Genomic DNA, 13,122 nt, shown 5'->3' with positions numbered 1-13,122 from the left:
AACGTCGCACGCAGCTTCACACAAAAAAAGACAGCCCGCACTGTTTTCTGCAGTACGGGCTGTCCCTAAATTGCTTAAATCTATTCCGTTATACGGTCGTCACCAGCGTCTGGCAGGTGCCGGTCACGGCGTAGGGGCCGCTTGCGGCGGGCAGGAAGTAGCTCTCGCCCTTCTTCACAGCCACGGTCTCGCCGCCGCTGGTCAGGGTGCCTTCGCCATCGGTGATAAGCAGCGAAACAAAGCTCTTCTCGTCCGCCACGCCCTCAAAGGCGCCGTTTCTGGCGTCCACAGTGAAATACTCACACTGGGCCAGATGTTCGCCAAAATCATGCTTTACCGGCGGGGTGCACAGGGTCACATCCAGTGCCTTTTCCACATGCAGGGCTCGGGGCTTGCCGTCGGCGCCGACGCGGCCGTAGTCGTAAACGCGGTAGGTCACGTTGGAGTTCTGCTGTACCTCGGCCAACACGATGCCCTTGCCGATGGCATGCAGCGTGCCCGACGGGATAAAAAAGCAATCCCCCTTGTGCACAGGCACGGCGTTCAAAACCTCCGTCAGGGTGTTGTTTTTGATGCGCTCGGCAAATTCCTTTTTGCTGATCTCATGGTCAAAGCCATAGTACAGAAAGGCGTTCGGCTCACAATCCAGCACGTACCACATCTCAGTCTTGCCGTACTGGTGCTCATTTTTCAGTGCGTACTCATTGAAGGGGTGTACCTGGATGGACAAATCGTTCCTTGCATCGATAAATTTTATCAAAACCGGGAACTGTTCAAATTTTGCGCAATCGGTGCCCAGGGCTTCCGGGTGAGCGGCCGCATAATCAGCCAGGGTGGTACCGTCGGGCAGGTAGCTGGGGCCGTCCGGGTGGCGGGAGAGCACCCAGGCTTCGGCCAGCGGGTCCAGATCGCTCTGCACGCCAAAATCGGTGCGCAGACGGCTGCCTCCCCACAGGTAGTCTTTGCAGCTGGGGGTCAGTTTGATGATTGCCATAAACAGGTTGCTCCTTTTTTAAATAGAAGGTCTTTTGCAGGCACCTCGCCGTAGTCCCCTCCACAGGGGCAAGCCCAGGGTGTGCAGCACAAAGCCGGCGCTGCTATAAAGGCGGCTTCCGGCGCGGTGAAGCTTTCGCCGGGAGCCAGCGTCCAGGCAAAATGGTAGGGGTGGATACCCTACGGTTTGCATGTACCTGTATTATACTCCCCCGGTCTCGGGCAGGTCAACCCGAATTTAACTAATGTTTAAGCGGCTATTTTAGTTAATTGGCAAAAAAAGACGTCCCCGTCGGCTGCTTGGGGCAACGACGGGGACGTCAGCATGCAGAAAAAGCTGATTCAGCTTTATGGGAAATTGCGGTTCGGGTTACTGGTGGTTACGCTTTTTCAGGGCAAAGGCCACGCCAAAGGCACCCAGGGCACCCAGGCAGACAACCGCCAACGGAACGATAGGCATATCATCCGAAGTCTGCGGGATAACACCGGTGGTCTTAGCCACGGGTGCGGTGGTCTCGGCCGCGGTAGCGGTCACGGTAGTGGGCTTCTGAGTAGCGGCAGGGGCCGTCGGCTGCGGCTTGGTCTCGGTTTTGCGCTGGATCCACAGCTGCGTGCCATAGAACGGGTTTGCCGTGCCGAGGCACAGGCCCTGGTTGGTAACAGCAAACACGCGCAGGCCGTGGTTGTACGGGTCACCGAAGCCGCTGGTGGTCAGCGTTTCAAAGTTCACACCGTCAGAAGTAACATACATGTCAAAGCCGCGGGTCGCGGTGCGCATGTAGTTCAGGCAGACCAGAACGCTCTTGATCTTGTCCCAGGTCTCCTGGTTCAGCAGCTTTTCAAAAGCATCTTTCAGGTCATCACCCAGATCATACTCAGCGGCCAGCTGTTCATACTGGTCCAGCATGGTCTCGTAGTAGTCAGAGAAATCCTGCAGACTGGTAATACGATCCTCCACAGAATTTTCCGGGGACAGTACTGCCACCTCCGTATCATTGCCCAACACATCGGGGGCTATCTCCATCATGTCAGTCAGGGCAGCTGCCTCACTGGCGAAGGAATCTTCAACTTCCACTGCCATGTCATCCATATACATAGCCGTTTCCGGGGTGGCGGTCTCCGGCGTAGCCTGCATTTCATAGGTAGCCACCGGGTTGGTTTTGTTCTTTTCGTACAGCAGTTCCAGCAGCTCCTTGATGTACTGCAGCTGGGTCGCCCACTGCTCGGGCGTCATGCCGATAATATCGCCGTTGGAGAACTGGCCGATGGGCTCCAACAGGCTGCTGGTATCAAAGGTGCCGATGTACAGCTTGCCATCGTACACTTCCATACGCCAGATGTACTGGTTCTCGTTATGGCCGAAACCGGAACCAATGCCGGAAATACCGCCGTTGGGGAACATGGTGGTGGCATCACCGACCAGCAGCTCAATGTTTTCGTCCTTGTCCATGCGGTACAGGTTTACCGACTGTTCCAGGTTGGCGTTGACGAAGCTGCAATCCACACCGCCCAGGGAGCCATCGCTGCCCTCGCCGGTCTTATTGAAAAGGATGCGCTCCATGGCGATCTGCTCGTCGTTGTACTCGCCGATATAGAGGTGGTCTTTGTAAACAATCAGGTTGGCTGCGCCGGAACGGGTACGCTCCGGGTCGATGCCGAAGGTGTAGCGGGCGCCGTCCTTCTCCTGGTCGCCGATCAGCGGGGTCCAGGTAAAGGTGCCGTCGGCGTTTTCGTCGCCGCGCACGATGGCGAAGGACTGCATCGTGTTGTCATCGGGGGCATTCTCCTCGGTGCCGGTGCAGATGGAAACATACAGGTGGCCGTTGTACTCGACCATATCCCACACGGAACCGCCGTAGATGCTGTCGCGGTAGGTGTAGGCCGGGTAGTCAAACAGGTCGCGCTGGCTGGCAATCACGGTAAAGCCCTCAGAGGGGTTCGACGAAGCCAGGATGGTAGCGCCGCTCTCGCCGGTGGTGGCATCGGCGAAAACATTGCTGATCACGAGCTTGCCGTTATACACGCACATGCCGCGGATACCGGTGGAGATGCCCTTTTTGTATGCTGCGCCGTAGTCCTGCATGGAGGACAGGCCCACGTAAACGGCCTTGTAGCTGTCGTCCGTGGGGTCGATCTCATACACGCTGGGCAGGCCGCTTCGGCCGTTTACATGCACACTGCCGCAGAAGTACAGCTTGCCGTTATAGGCAATCGCGTTGCGGAACAGCGGTGCCATGTGGTTGAGGGAGTTGGACATCAGCAGCTTGGTCTCGCCGGTCTTGGTGTTTACCTTGACCAGGATGCCGCCGCCGTCCACGCCGTCCTCGTGGCCATAATAGAAGGTGCCGTTGAACATAGCTTTCAGGGCAGCCTCCATAACGTCCTTATCGAACTTATCGCCCAGGATATTCTGCATCAGGGTCAGCGTGTTGCCCATAGCCGAGTAGCAGGTACCCACATACATCCAGTCACCGTAAGCAACAGCGGACCAGCTGTAGTTCTGGCCGCGGTCGCCCGCGTTGTAGTTCGGGTTGCTGGAGTCGGTGATCACATCTACCGCACCGTTGCCGATATAATCCACAATGCCGTCTGCCGACATGGTGCCCTTGGTGGGGTGGGAGATCTTTTCAAACGTATAGTTGCCTGCCGTGTACGTTACTTTCTGCGTCCCCTCGGCAAACGCAGGCAGGGCAGTGGCTGTAAGCAGTGCCGCGCCCAGGGCAAGCGCTGTAATGCGCTTTGCAATTCCATTCTGGTGCATGCTTGGTTACCTCATCTCTGATTCTGTATTTCCTTCTTCTTTTGGCATTTATATAATAAACCTATAAAATACCAGATATATGTATAATACCCCCCCCCACTAAGTTTTGTCAATCTTTATCAGCCAATATTTTTAATGATTAAGATAACTTTTCTGTACTGCACAAAAAACAGCGCCTTTCTGTTATACAGAAAAGGCGCTGTGCCGGTTTGCTTTGTTACAAATTAACTTTTTCCAGAATTGAAACCATCTCGGCCTCCGTCAGCCGGTAGCGTACCGGCTCCGGCGGGGCATCTCCGATACGCAGCGGGTACTGCCAGTACACCACATCCAGCCAGCGGCCAAACTTGTAGCCGCTGTGCTTTTCCACAAAACTTTTGGTAAAGCCCATCCGTTTGTGGAATTCGTGGCTCGCCTTGTTCTCGCCGGTCACAATGGCAAAGGCGTTATAGTAGCCCTGCATCCGCAGCAGCTCCAGCAGGGCAGTGTACAGGCGCTTACCCAACCCCTGGCCGACGCAATCCGGTGCGCAATAAATGGTAGCCTCCACATTCCAGGCATAGGCCTCGCGGCTGTGCCAGGGGTGGGCGCAGGCAAACCCCTGCAAGCGGCCGTCCGGGGTGATGGCCACCAGAAACGGTGCTTTTTCCAGCACACCCGCAATGTTGGCGGCGTACTCCTCGGCCGTGGAAAGCCGGTACTGGAAAGTCTGGGTGCCATGCAGCACGTACCAGTTATACAGCTCGGCCACCGCCGCGCCGTCCGCCGGGGTAGCCATGCGGATGGTGATACGGTTGTCCGCCGCCCACTTTGACGCCAGGGCTTCTTTTTCAGCCTTTGGCAGTTTCTTGATGGCGGCTTCACGCTTTAAGGCCGCGCTTTTGTCAGCGCAGCGCTCGGCATAGGCAAGGCATACGGCCGGGCCGCCGTGGCTTTTGGTGTACTTGGCCCCGCCCTTGCCGGTGCGGTGGGCCTTTAAGCGGCGGGCCAAGTCGTTGGTCCAGCCGCCATACAGGCTGCCGTCCGGGCAGCGCAGCAGATAGACCCAGGCGGTTTCAGGGGCAGGCTGGCAGGCATCTGCCAGGCTGGGGGCCGGGCCCCGCAGGCTTTTCCCGCTCATTCGCTCACCTTACGGCCCGCGGCGCGCAGGGTGCGGCGGCAGGCCTCGATGGCCGTCTCTTTATCGTCCGCCGTAATCAAGAACCGGCTGGGGTGGCAGAACCGCAGCCCCAGGCCGCTGATCTGGCGCAGCTGGGCTTCCGGTTTACCGGCCCACGCGGGCGGGAACGGCTGTTTGCTGCGTTTTGTGCGGTGGTCGGTCACACACTGGGCACTGTAGCCGCCGCGCTGGCTGGGGTAGACCACAAACAGCGCATCGGTCTTGTACAGGCCGTTTTTCCAGGGCATGTAGGCGGGCAGCACCACGATGCCGTCCTTCATGTTGGCATAGGCGCGGCGCACGGTGTCGTCGGCGCGGTTGACAGCGTTGGCGGCAGCGATCTCGTTTTCCAAAATCTTTTTGGCCACCGGCACGGCGCGCCAGAAGCACTCGTCCGGGTCGTCCTTCGAGTCCCACAGCGGATTGAAGCTGCCGATGGCGTCAGCCAGAGAGTTCTGCTCGCCGGTGTTATCGTTCAGATCCAACGGCTGGATGAAGTTTTCGTCCAGCAGGCGGGCCTGATGCTCGCCCACCAGCTGGGCGCCCAGCACCTGCCACAGCAGGCCGAACGCCGCATAGGGCACGCCGTTGGGGCGAGTCTCGCGGGGCTCCTGGTGGTGGTCGAACATGCCGCCGCCGACATCATAGACGATGCCGTCGAAATCATCGGGCACCACAAAGCCGCGCGTGACCTGGATGTCCGGCCGCACAATTTGCAGCAGGGCGGTAGAGAACACGTCATCCGCGTGGAATTTGCCCCCGTGGGTAAAGCCTTTTGCAGGTATTTTCATGGTTTGCTCCTACGTTTAATTTATCGCCAATTTGTAGGGGCAGATGCTCGCCATCCGCCCGCGGGTCGATGCAGGCATCGACCCCTACAGAAGTATTTGCTTTGTTTAGGCAACACCGCACAATTCCCGCCTGACGGCTTAAGCACCGCTCCGGCGGCTGCGGCACGGCATCTGCGTTGCCAAAATGCTCGATAATACACAAAGTATTATCTGCGCTTTTGGCTTAGCAGCTGCCGCACCTCGCTCGCCGTATCGGCACTTAGAATTATGCGGTATTGCCTTTACTTACCAACCACATCCCAATGCTTATCGTTGTGGTTCAGCACTTCGCAGCCGGTCTCGGTGACAAGGACCAGGTCCTCCACACGCACGCCGAACTCTCCCGGCAGGTAAACGCCCGGCTCGATGGAGAAGATCATGCCTGGGCGCACCTCGGTCCGGTTGGCACTGCTGACATCTCCCTTCTCGTGGTCGGTCTGGCCGATGAAGTGGCCCAGACGATGGTTGAAATACTCGCCGTAACCGGCCTCGGTGATGAGGTCACGGGCGGCGGCGTCCAGGTCGCACAGCTTTACGCCCGGCTTGATAAGGGCCTCGGCGGCCTCGTTGGCGCGGCGCACCAGATCGTGCACGGCGGCCTGCTTCTCGGTGGGCTGGCCGCAGAACCAGGTGCGGGTCATGTCGCTGCAATAGCGGTCTTTCACACAGCCCATATCAAACAGCACGCAGTCGCCCTCTTTCAGCACGGTGTCGTCCGGCTCGTGGTGGGGGTCGGCGGCGTTGGCGCCGAAGGATACGATGGTGGTAAAGCTGGGGCCTTCGCAGCCATGGGCGCGGAACCGGGCGTCGATGAACTCGGCCACCTGGCGCTCGGTCATGCCGGCCTTGACGTAGTGCTTGGCTTCCTCGTTGACCAGGTCGTTGATGTGGGAGGCCGTGCGCATAAGCGCCTGCTCGGCCTCATCCTTGCAGGCGCGGCAGTTATCCACGCAATCGCTGGCCAGTTTTACCGGCATAGCGGGGTGGGCTTCCATCAGCGGGATCAGGAACCTGGCGGGCCATTCCTTATCGATGCCCAGCGGCTTGCCGGCATCCACCACGACGGCAATTTGCTCAACAGGCGCGTCGGTGTCGGTATGCCAGATAGCCTGGCACGGCGGGTTGGACACGTTGAACAACTTATTCAAAAAAAGCGTGGGTTCGCCTGCTACCGGCAGGTAGAGGGCCAGCAGGCGCTCGTAGGGTTCCACGGCTACGCCGGTCAGGTACCACACGCTCTTGGGGTCACATACGATCATCTGGGTCAGGCCGCAGCTTTCCAGCGCGGTGCGCACCCGGGCGATACGTTCAGCATGAATCCTTTTCATTAAAATCATCATCCTTTCCTTGGCATTATAACATGGTTAGCCACGGCTTGCAATTCTTATAAAGAGCCTGTACAATAAAATTACGAGGTGATGTTTATGAAACTGATGATCGCATCGGACCTGCACGGGTCCGCTTACTATACCCATCAACTGTTGGACGCTTGGGACCGCGAGGGTGCCCCGCGCTTATTTTTGCTGGGTGATATTTTGTACCACGGCCCCCGCAACGACCTGCCCGAAGGCTACGCCCCCAAAGAGGTGCTGGCGATGCTGAACGAGCGCAAGGACCGCATCTTCTGCGTGCGCGGCAACTGCGACGGCGAGGTAGACCAGATGGTGCTGGACTTTCCCATCATGGCAGATTATGCAGTGCTGACCGAGGGCGAGCGGCTGATCTACGCCACCCACGGCCATGTGTACAACACTGCCCATCTGCCGCCGCTGCAGCCCGACGACATTTTGCTGCATGGCCACACCCACGTGCCCGCCTGGCAGGCGTTTGGCGAGGGAAACCTCTACCTCAACCCCGGCTCGGTCTCCCTCCCCAAAGAAAACAGCCCCCACAGCTACCTGACGCTGGAGGGCGGAAAATTTTTGTGGAAAGGACTGGATGGAACGGTGTACCATGAACTGAATATTTAATTGCAACATAAAAAGGCTCCCTCTGGGAGGGAGCTGTCAGCGAAGCTGACTGAGGGAGAGAACCTTGCAATAGCCTGAAACTTCTGCCAACGTAAAGTCTCTCCCCCACCCGTTTCGCGGGAGCCCCCTCTCAGAGGGGGCCTTTTTGCCTTTTTATTCCTGTATTGCCCGCTCAAAGCGGCCGATCTTTTCCACCTTGCCTACTACCGATACGGTATCCCCTTCTTCAAAGCGATAATCCGCGGAAAACTCCACATCGGTGCGGTGGCCGCGCTCAACGGCGATGATGTTGATGCCGTAAACCTTGCGCACGTCCAGTTCGCGGATGGTGCGGCCCAGCAGCTTGCCGCCCACGGCGATGCGGCGCACCTCGACGCCGTCATCCAGAGCGATGTAATCCAAAAGATTGCCCGAGATCAGCCGCTTGCCGATGCGCACGGCCATGTCGGCCTCCGGATAAACCACCGTGGCACCCAGGTGCTTGAGCACCTCGCCGTGCACCTCGCTGGCGGCTTTGGCAATGACCTGGGGCACGCCCAGTTTGATGACCAGCATCGTGGTCAGGATGCTGATGTCCACCTGCTCGCCGATGCACACCGTAACCGTGCCGCAGTTCTGCATGCCGGTCTCCTTTAAGGCATCCTCGCTCAGGTTATCCACCACAAAAGCGTAGTCGGTATAGCGGCGCACCGCCTTGACCTTCTCCTCGTTTTTATCAATGGCGATGACCTCTTTGCCCGCTTCGGCCAGCGTCTGCACCAGTGCCGTGCCGAACCGTCCCAGGCCGATCACACCGTAGAGGTCGGTTTTCAGTTGTTTTTTCATCTAATCATTCCTTTCTGCCTCCCTCTGCGAGGGAGGTGTCTGCGCGACAGCGCAGACGGAGGGAGAGACATCACCATAGTTGCACTTTGGGTAAAGTCTCTCCCCATCTGCTTCGCGGGAGCCCCCTTGCAGAGGGGGCCTCTCGGGGTATATCACCCTATCGTAATGGCTTCTTCGGTATATTTGGCGCTGGGCTCCGGGCGGGAGACCCAGAGGGACAGCAGCGTGAACGCACCCACGCGGCCAATGAACATCGTGACGATCAGCACCGCTTTGCTGGCGGCATGCAGGCTGGAGGTGATGCCCATCGACAGGCCCGCCGTGCTGTAGGCCGAGATCTGCTCAAACAGCAGCTGCACAAAACTGTGCTGCGGCTCCAGCACGCAGAGCATGAAGGTGCCCACAAACACCACGATGGTGCCCAGCAGCGTGATGGTAGCGGCTTTGGCCAGGCTTTCCTCCGGCAGGCGGCGCCTGAACGCACCCAATCTGCGCTTGGAGAAGATGATGCGCACCTCCTGCATCAGCACAAAAAAGGTGGTGGTCTTGATGCCGCCGCCCGTAGACCCAGGCGACGCGCCGATGAACATTAAAATCATTATCACCAGCAGCCCGGCATTGGTCATGGCACCAATATCGATGGTGGAAAAACCCGCCGTGCGGGTGGTGATGCTTTGGAACAGCGCCGCCAAAAAGCTGATCGGCTCGCTCAGCCAAAGCAGTATCGCACCGCCCAAAATCAGCACGGCCGTGGTGGAAAGCACCACCTTGCTGTGCAGCGTCAGTTTGCGGAACCGCCCGCGGCAGCGCAGTACATCCAGCATCACCATAAAGCCGATGCCGCCCAAGACGATCATCCCATCGGTGACAAGGTTCAGCCAAAGGTTATTGCAGTAGGGGATCAGGCTGTGGCCGCCGCCCAGCACATCGAGCCCTGCATTATTAAAGGAAGCGATCGCGTGGAACACGCTGATCCAGGCGGCATGCAGCGGCGAATAGTCCCGGGCAAACACCGGGTAGCTGGCCACCGCGCCGATGCCCTCCACCAGCAGAGTCATGGCCATAATGGACCGCACCAGCTTGACCATGCCCCCGAAACTTTCCACGTTGAGGGCCTCCCGCACCAGGCTGCGGCCGCGGAAACTGATGCGCCGCCCCGCCGCAATGGCCAGCCCCATGCTGACCGAGGATATGCCCAGGCCCCCCAGCTGCATCAGCACTGCCAGCACGGCCTGGCCGAACAGCGTAAAGGTATCGCCGGGGTCCACCGTGACCAGCCCGGTCACGCAGACAGCGCTGGTGGCGGTAAACAGAGCGTCCAGCCCCGGCAGCTGCACGGCCCCGCGCACCGCGATGGGCAGCGAGAGCAGCGCCGCGCCGATGAAGATGAGCACCGCAAAGCCAAAGGCGATGGTGCGCGCAGGAGACTGCTGTTTTGTGATTTTTTTGAAGTTTTCCACATTTTCACCTGTGATTCGTAAATTATTCCTACTTTACCACGAAAGGGCGGATGCGTCAAGCAGTACTTGACGAAGCACACCAGGCGTGGTATAGTTACCCTATATTTTACCGGGAAGGAGGGCACACCCATGCGCTGGCGCTTTGGTGTTCTTTTCCAGAAAAAAGGAAACCCTTAAGCAATCAGAGCTAGAAGTGTGCCCATTTTTAAAACTGACCCGGCAAAGCAAGGTTGAAGTGTAACACTATCGACCCTGCAGCTTTGCTGTGGGGTCGTTTATTTTTGGGCACCTATTTCTTGTATGTCTAAAGAAAGGGTGTTCCCGATGAATTTACCAAAGCAATTGCGCGCGGTGCGCGTGTACTCGTTTACCTCCTGCCTGCGGCTGACCGATGCCGTCTGGGTGGCGCTGCTGGCCGCCCGGGGCTTTACGCTGGCGCAGATCGGTCTGGCCGAAGCTGTTTTCCACCTCACCAGTCTGCTGTGCGAGGTACCCAGCGGCGTGGCCGCTGACCTGCTGGGGCGGCGGCTGAATCTGGCCGTCAGCGCTGTGTTTGAAATTTTCTCCGATGTAACGATGGCGTTTTCTCCCAATCTGGCCGCTGTATGCGCCGCCATGGCACTGAAAGCGCTGGCCTGCACGATGATCTCCGGCACGCTGGAGGCCCTGACCTATGACAGCCTGAAAACTGCCGGGCGGGAAAACGAATATTTGCAGGCTGACGCAAAAATCTCGGTTTTGCAAAAGCTGGCCACAGCGCTGGGGTCGCTGGCAAGTTTACTCTCCGACGTGCTGCAATTTGCCAGGTTTTACCTGGCCAATGCAGCGATCTGCTTTTGCTCGCTGCTGGCGGCGCTGACTTTGCAGGAGCCTCTGGTGACCGAGGCCCAAGCTGCGCGGCAGCAGAATCCCTTTGCGGATATAGCCGCCCGGCTGCGCGTCCATATCACAGATAGTGCGGCCGTGCTGCGCACTACGCCGCTGGCGGTGCGGCTGATCACTGCGGATGCCATCATCTCGCTGCCCAGCTACCTGACCACGATGTTTGTACAGCAGCGGCTGGTCACGCTGGGGTGGGATGCCTCCTGGCTGTTCGTCTCTCCCCTGCTGGCCTCGGCTGCCGCCATGGTATGCACAGCGCTGGCACGGCGGCTGCATCCCGGGAAATTGCGCCCGCTGTACCGACTGTGTGCCCTGGTCTGCGGCGGTGGTGTGCTGTTGGCCGGGGCCGGGCCTGCCTGGGGTTGCCTGGTGGGGCCGATGCTGGTGCAGGCATCGTTGAGCGTGTGGTTCCTGCACGCGATGCAGCGGTTCAATGATGCCATCCCCAGCGACCGCCGGGCCACGCTGATCAGCGTTGACAACATGGCTTACAGCGTGCTGATGATCCCCGCCAGCCCGCTGATCGGGCTGATCGCCGATGTGACCGGCCTGGCCGGGGCGGGACTTTGCGCTTTGGGCGGGTTGGTGCTGCTTTCGGCCCTGACGCTGCCGCGCAGAAAATAATTTACGATACATCGCAGTTGCAACTACCCGTTGACAAACTTCCAGTTCCACTTTCTTGCCCCGCAACCGGGAAAAATGGTAGAGTGCAGACAGTAAAACAACCACGAACAACCAAGAGGAGGTTTTCCCCATGATCTTTGCTGACAAACTCATTACCTTACGCAAGAAAGCGGGCTGGTCCCAGGAGGAATTGGCTGAAAAGCTGGGCGTGACCCGGCAATCGGTCTCCAAGTGGGAGGGTGCCCAATCGGTACCCGACATCGACAAAATTTTGCAGTTAGCCCGTCTGTTCGGTGTGACCACCGACTACTTATTAAAAGAGGAACAGGGCGAGCCGGAATATACCACCGAGGATGACACCCCTGCCCTGCACCGGGTCACGCTAACACAGGCAGGGGATTATCTGAAAAAAGCCCGCGCCAATGCGCCCAGAATGGCGCTGGCCACGGCATTGTGCGTGCTCAGCCCGGTTTCACTGCTGGCGCTGTGCGCTTTGAGCGAGTATAACCTGCTTGGCATCAGCGAGAATTTTGCCGCCGGGCTGGGGCTGTGCATTCTGCTGGCGCTGGTAGCCGTGGCGGTGGTGCTGTTTATGCAGTGCGGCGCGGCGGTAAAGCCGTATGAATTTCTCGAAAAAGAGCCCATCGACACTGAGTATGGCGTAACCGGCTTGGTGCGGGAGCGGCGTGATGCCTTTGCCGCCCATTACAACCGCGCCAACACCATAGGCACCGTGCTGTGCATACTGGCCGCCGTGCCGCTGTTTGCCGCTATGATGTGCAATGCCGACCTTTTAGCCGCGCTCTCCGTCTGCCTGCTCATGGTGCTGGTGGCCTGCGGTGTGTATGCGTTTGTATGGGCAGGCACCGTACACGATGCCATGGACCAACTGCTGGAGGAAGGTGACTTCACCCGCGACGCCAAGGCCCGCAAGGGGGTCATCGGCGCGGTTGCTGCCGCCTACTGGCTGGTGGTGGTAGCCATTTTCCTGTTTTACACCTTCGGCCCCTACGGCAACGGCCAGCCGCAGTACAGCTGGTTCATCTGGGCCATCGCCGGTGTCGTGTTTGCCGCCGTGATGGTGGTGATGAAAGCCGCCCGGCGAAAAAAGCAATAAAGAGGCTTTACTTTTCACCCAAACGCGCGTACAATAGGGCCATCTTCATATTATAAGAGGGAGTTGTTTTGTATGAAGCGTATTGTATCTGATAAGGCACCCGCCGCGCTTGGTCCCTATGTGCAGGCCGTGGACACCGGCAGCACCGTTTACTGCAGCGGCCAGCTGGGTATTGACCCCGCCACCGGCGCTCTGGCTGAGGGCGTAGTGGCACAGGCCCACCAGTCCCTGAAGAACCTGCAGGCCGTGCTGGCCGAAGCCGGTCTGACCCTGGACAATGTTGTCAAAACCACGGTCTTTGTGCAGGACCTGGGCGACTTTGGCACCGTGAACGAGATCTATGCCCAGTATTTCCACGAGTATCCCGCCCGCAGCTGCGTGCAGATCGCCGCCCTGCCCAAGGGTGCGCTGGTGGAGATCGAGTGCATCGCCGCACGCGGTTAACATCACAAACAACAAGGCCCTGCCTTTCGGCAGGGCCTTGTTCCCTTTTATAAGGGG

11 protein-coding genes are annotated in these 13,122 nt (G+C 58.8%); 4 read left to right on the top strand and 7 right to left on the bottom strand.

Annotated elements, in window-relative coordinates:
- Positions 1–88: 88 nt before the first annotated feature.
- The 5 genes from OGM81_06535 to OGM81_06515 form a co-directional block, all read right to left on the bottom strand.
- On the bottom strand, positions 89–994 hold the full coding sequence (locus tag OGM81_06535; GenBank protein UYJ44769.1) for a class I mannose-6-phosphate isomerase: 906 nt from the start codon (positions 992–994) through the stop codon (positions 89–91).
- 369 nt (positions 995–1,363) lie between these two features.
- Positions 1,364–3,754, bottom strand: coding sequence for a hypothetical protein (locus OGM81_06530; protein UYJ44768.1), 2,391 nt, complete (start codon positions 3,752–3,754; stop codon positions 1,364–1,366).
- Positions 3,755–3,971: 217 nt separating this feature from the next.
- Entirely contained in the window at positions 3,972–4,874 is a 903-nt protein-coding gene (locus OGM81_06525; GenBank protein ID UYJ44767.1) for a GNAT family N-acetyltransferase, read from the bottom strand.
- Complete coding sequence (locus tag OGM81_06520) at positions 4,871–5,704, bottom strand: MYG1 family protein (protein UYJ44766.1); 834 nt, start codon at positions 5,702–5,704, stop codon at positions 4,871–4,873. The genes OGM81_06525 and OGM81_06520 overlap by 4 nt, the downstream gene beginning before the upstream one ends.
- A gap of 281 nt (positions 5,705–5,985) precedes the next feature.
- The gene (locus OGM81_06515; protein UYJ44765.1) at positions 5,986–7,071 is read right to left on the bottom strand and encodes a Xaa-Pro peptidase family protein; all 1,086 of its coding nucleotides are present in this window, start codon (positions 7,069–7,071) and stop codon (positions 5,986–5,988) included.
- A 96-nt stretch (positions 7,072–7,167) separates the two neighbouring features.
- Between OGM81_06515 and yfcE the strand changes: the two genes are divergently transcribed.
- Positions 7,168–7,713 carry a phosphodiesterase gene (gene yfcE, locus OGM81_06510; GenBank protein ID UYJ44764.1) on the top strand — a complete coding sequence of 182 codons (546 nt, stop codon included), beginning with the start codon at positions 7,168–7,170 and terminating at the stop codon, positions 7,711–7,713.
- Positions 7,714–7,866: 153 nt separating this feature from the next.
- Here the strand turns inward: yfcE and OGM81_06505 are convergent, their stop codons facing one another.
- Positions 7,867–8,538: a TrkA family potassium uptake protein gene (locus OGM81_06505; GenBank protein ID UYJ44763.1), complete on the bottom strand. Its 672-nt coding sequence runs from the start codon at positions 8,536–8,538 to the stop codon at positions 7,867–7,869.
- A gap of 152 nt (positions 8,539–8,690) precedes the next feature.
- Positions 8,691–9,998, bottom strand: coding sequence for a H(+)-transporting ATPase (locus OGM81_06500; GenBank protein ID UYJ44762.1), 1,308 nt, complete (start codon positions 9,996–9,998; stop codon positions 8,691–8,693).
- A gap of 324 nt (positions 9,999–10,322) precedes the next feature.
- Between OGM81_06500 and OGM81_06495 the strand changes: the two genes are divergently transcribed.
- The 3 genes from OGM81_06495 to OGM81_06485 all read left to right on the top strand — a co-directional run bounded on the left by OGM81_06495 (position 10,323) and on the right by OGM81_06485 (position 13,065).
- The gene (locus OGM81_06495; GenBank protein ID UYJ44761.1) at positions 10,323–11,504 is read left to right on the top strand and encodes an MFS transporter; all 1,182 of its coding nucleotides are present in this window, start codon (positions 10,323–10,325) and stop codon (positions 11,502–11,504) included.
- Between the two features lie 130 nt (positions 11,505–11,634).
- A complete protein-coding gene (locus OGM81_06490; protein ID UYJ44760.1) occupies positions 11,635–12,621 on the top strand; it encodes a helix-turn-helix domain-containing protein in 987 nt (328 codons plus the stop codon).
- Positions 12,622–12,693: 72 nt separating this feature from the next.
- Positions 12,694–13,065 carry a RidA family protein gene (locus OGM81_06485; protein UYJ44759.1) on the top strand — a complete coding sequence of 124 codons (372 nt, stop codon included), beginning with the start codon at positions 12,694–12,696 and terminating at the stop codon, positions 13,063–13,065.
- The last annotated feature ends 57 nt before the right edge of the window (positions 13,066–13,122 follow it).

The organism is Oscillospiraceae bacterium (assembly GCA_025758045.1).
Taxonomy (GTDB): domain Bacteria; phylum Bacillota; class Clostridia; order Oscillospirales; family Ruminococcaceae; genus Gemmiger.
This window is presented reverse-complemented; position numbering and strand designations above follow the sequence as displayed.

Excerpts from the sequence above, each read along its gene's own strand:
- OGM81_06525 (UYJ44767.1), bottom strand. The coding sequence starts at position 4,874 with ATGAGCGGGAAAAGCCTGCGGGGCCCGGCCCCCAGCCTGGCAGATGCC.
- OGM81_06530 (UYJ44768.1), bottom strand. The coding sequence starts at position 3,754 with ATGCACCAGAATGGAATTGCAAAGCGCATTACAGCGCTTGCCCTGGGC.
- OGM81_06490 (UYJ44760.1), top strand. The coding sequence starts at position 11,635 with ATGATCTTTGCTGACAAACTCATTACCTTACGCAAGAAAGCGGGCTGG.
- OGM81_06535 (UYJ44769.1), bottom strand. The coding sequence starts at position 994 with ATGGCAATCATCAAACTGACCCCCAGCTGCAAAGACTACCTGTGGGGA.
- yfcE (UYJ44764.1), top strand. The coding sequence starts at position 7,168 with ATGAAACTGATGATCGCATCGGACCTGCACGGGTCCGCTTACTATACC.
- OGM81_06495 (UYJ44761.1), top strand. The coding sequence starts at position 10,323 with ATGAATTTACCAAAGCAATTGCGCGCGGTGCGCGTGTACTCGTTTACC.
- OGM81_06505 (UYJ44763.1), bottom strand. The coding sequence starts at position 8,538 with ATGAAAAAACAACTGAAAACCGACCTCTACGGTGTGATCGGCCTGGGA.
- OGM81_06515 (UYJ44765.1), bottom strand. The coding sequence starts at position 7,071 with ATGAAAAGGATTCATGCTGAACGTATCGCCCGGGTGCGCACCGCGCTG.
- OGM81_06520 (UYJ44766.1), bottom strand. The coding sequence starts at position 5,704 with ATGAAAATACCTGCAAAAGGCTTTACCCACGGGGGCAAATTCCACGCG.
- OGM81_06485 (UYJ44759.1), top strand. The coding sequence starts at position 12,694 with ATGAAGCGTATTGTATCTGATAAGGCACCCGCCGCGCTTGGTCCCTAT.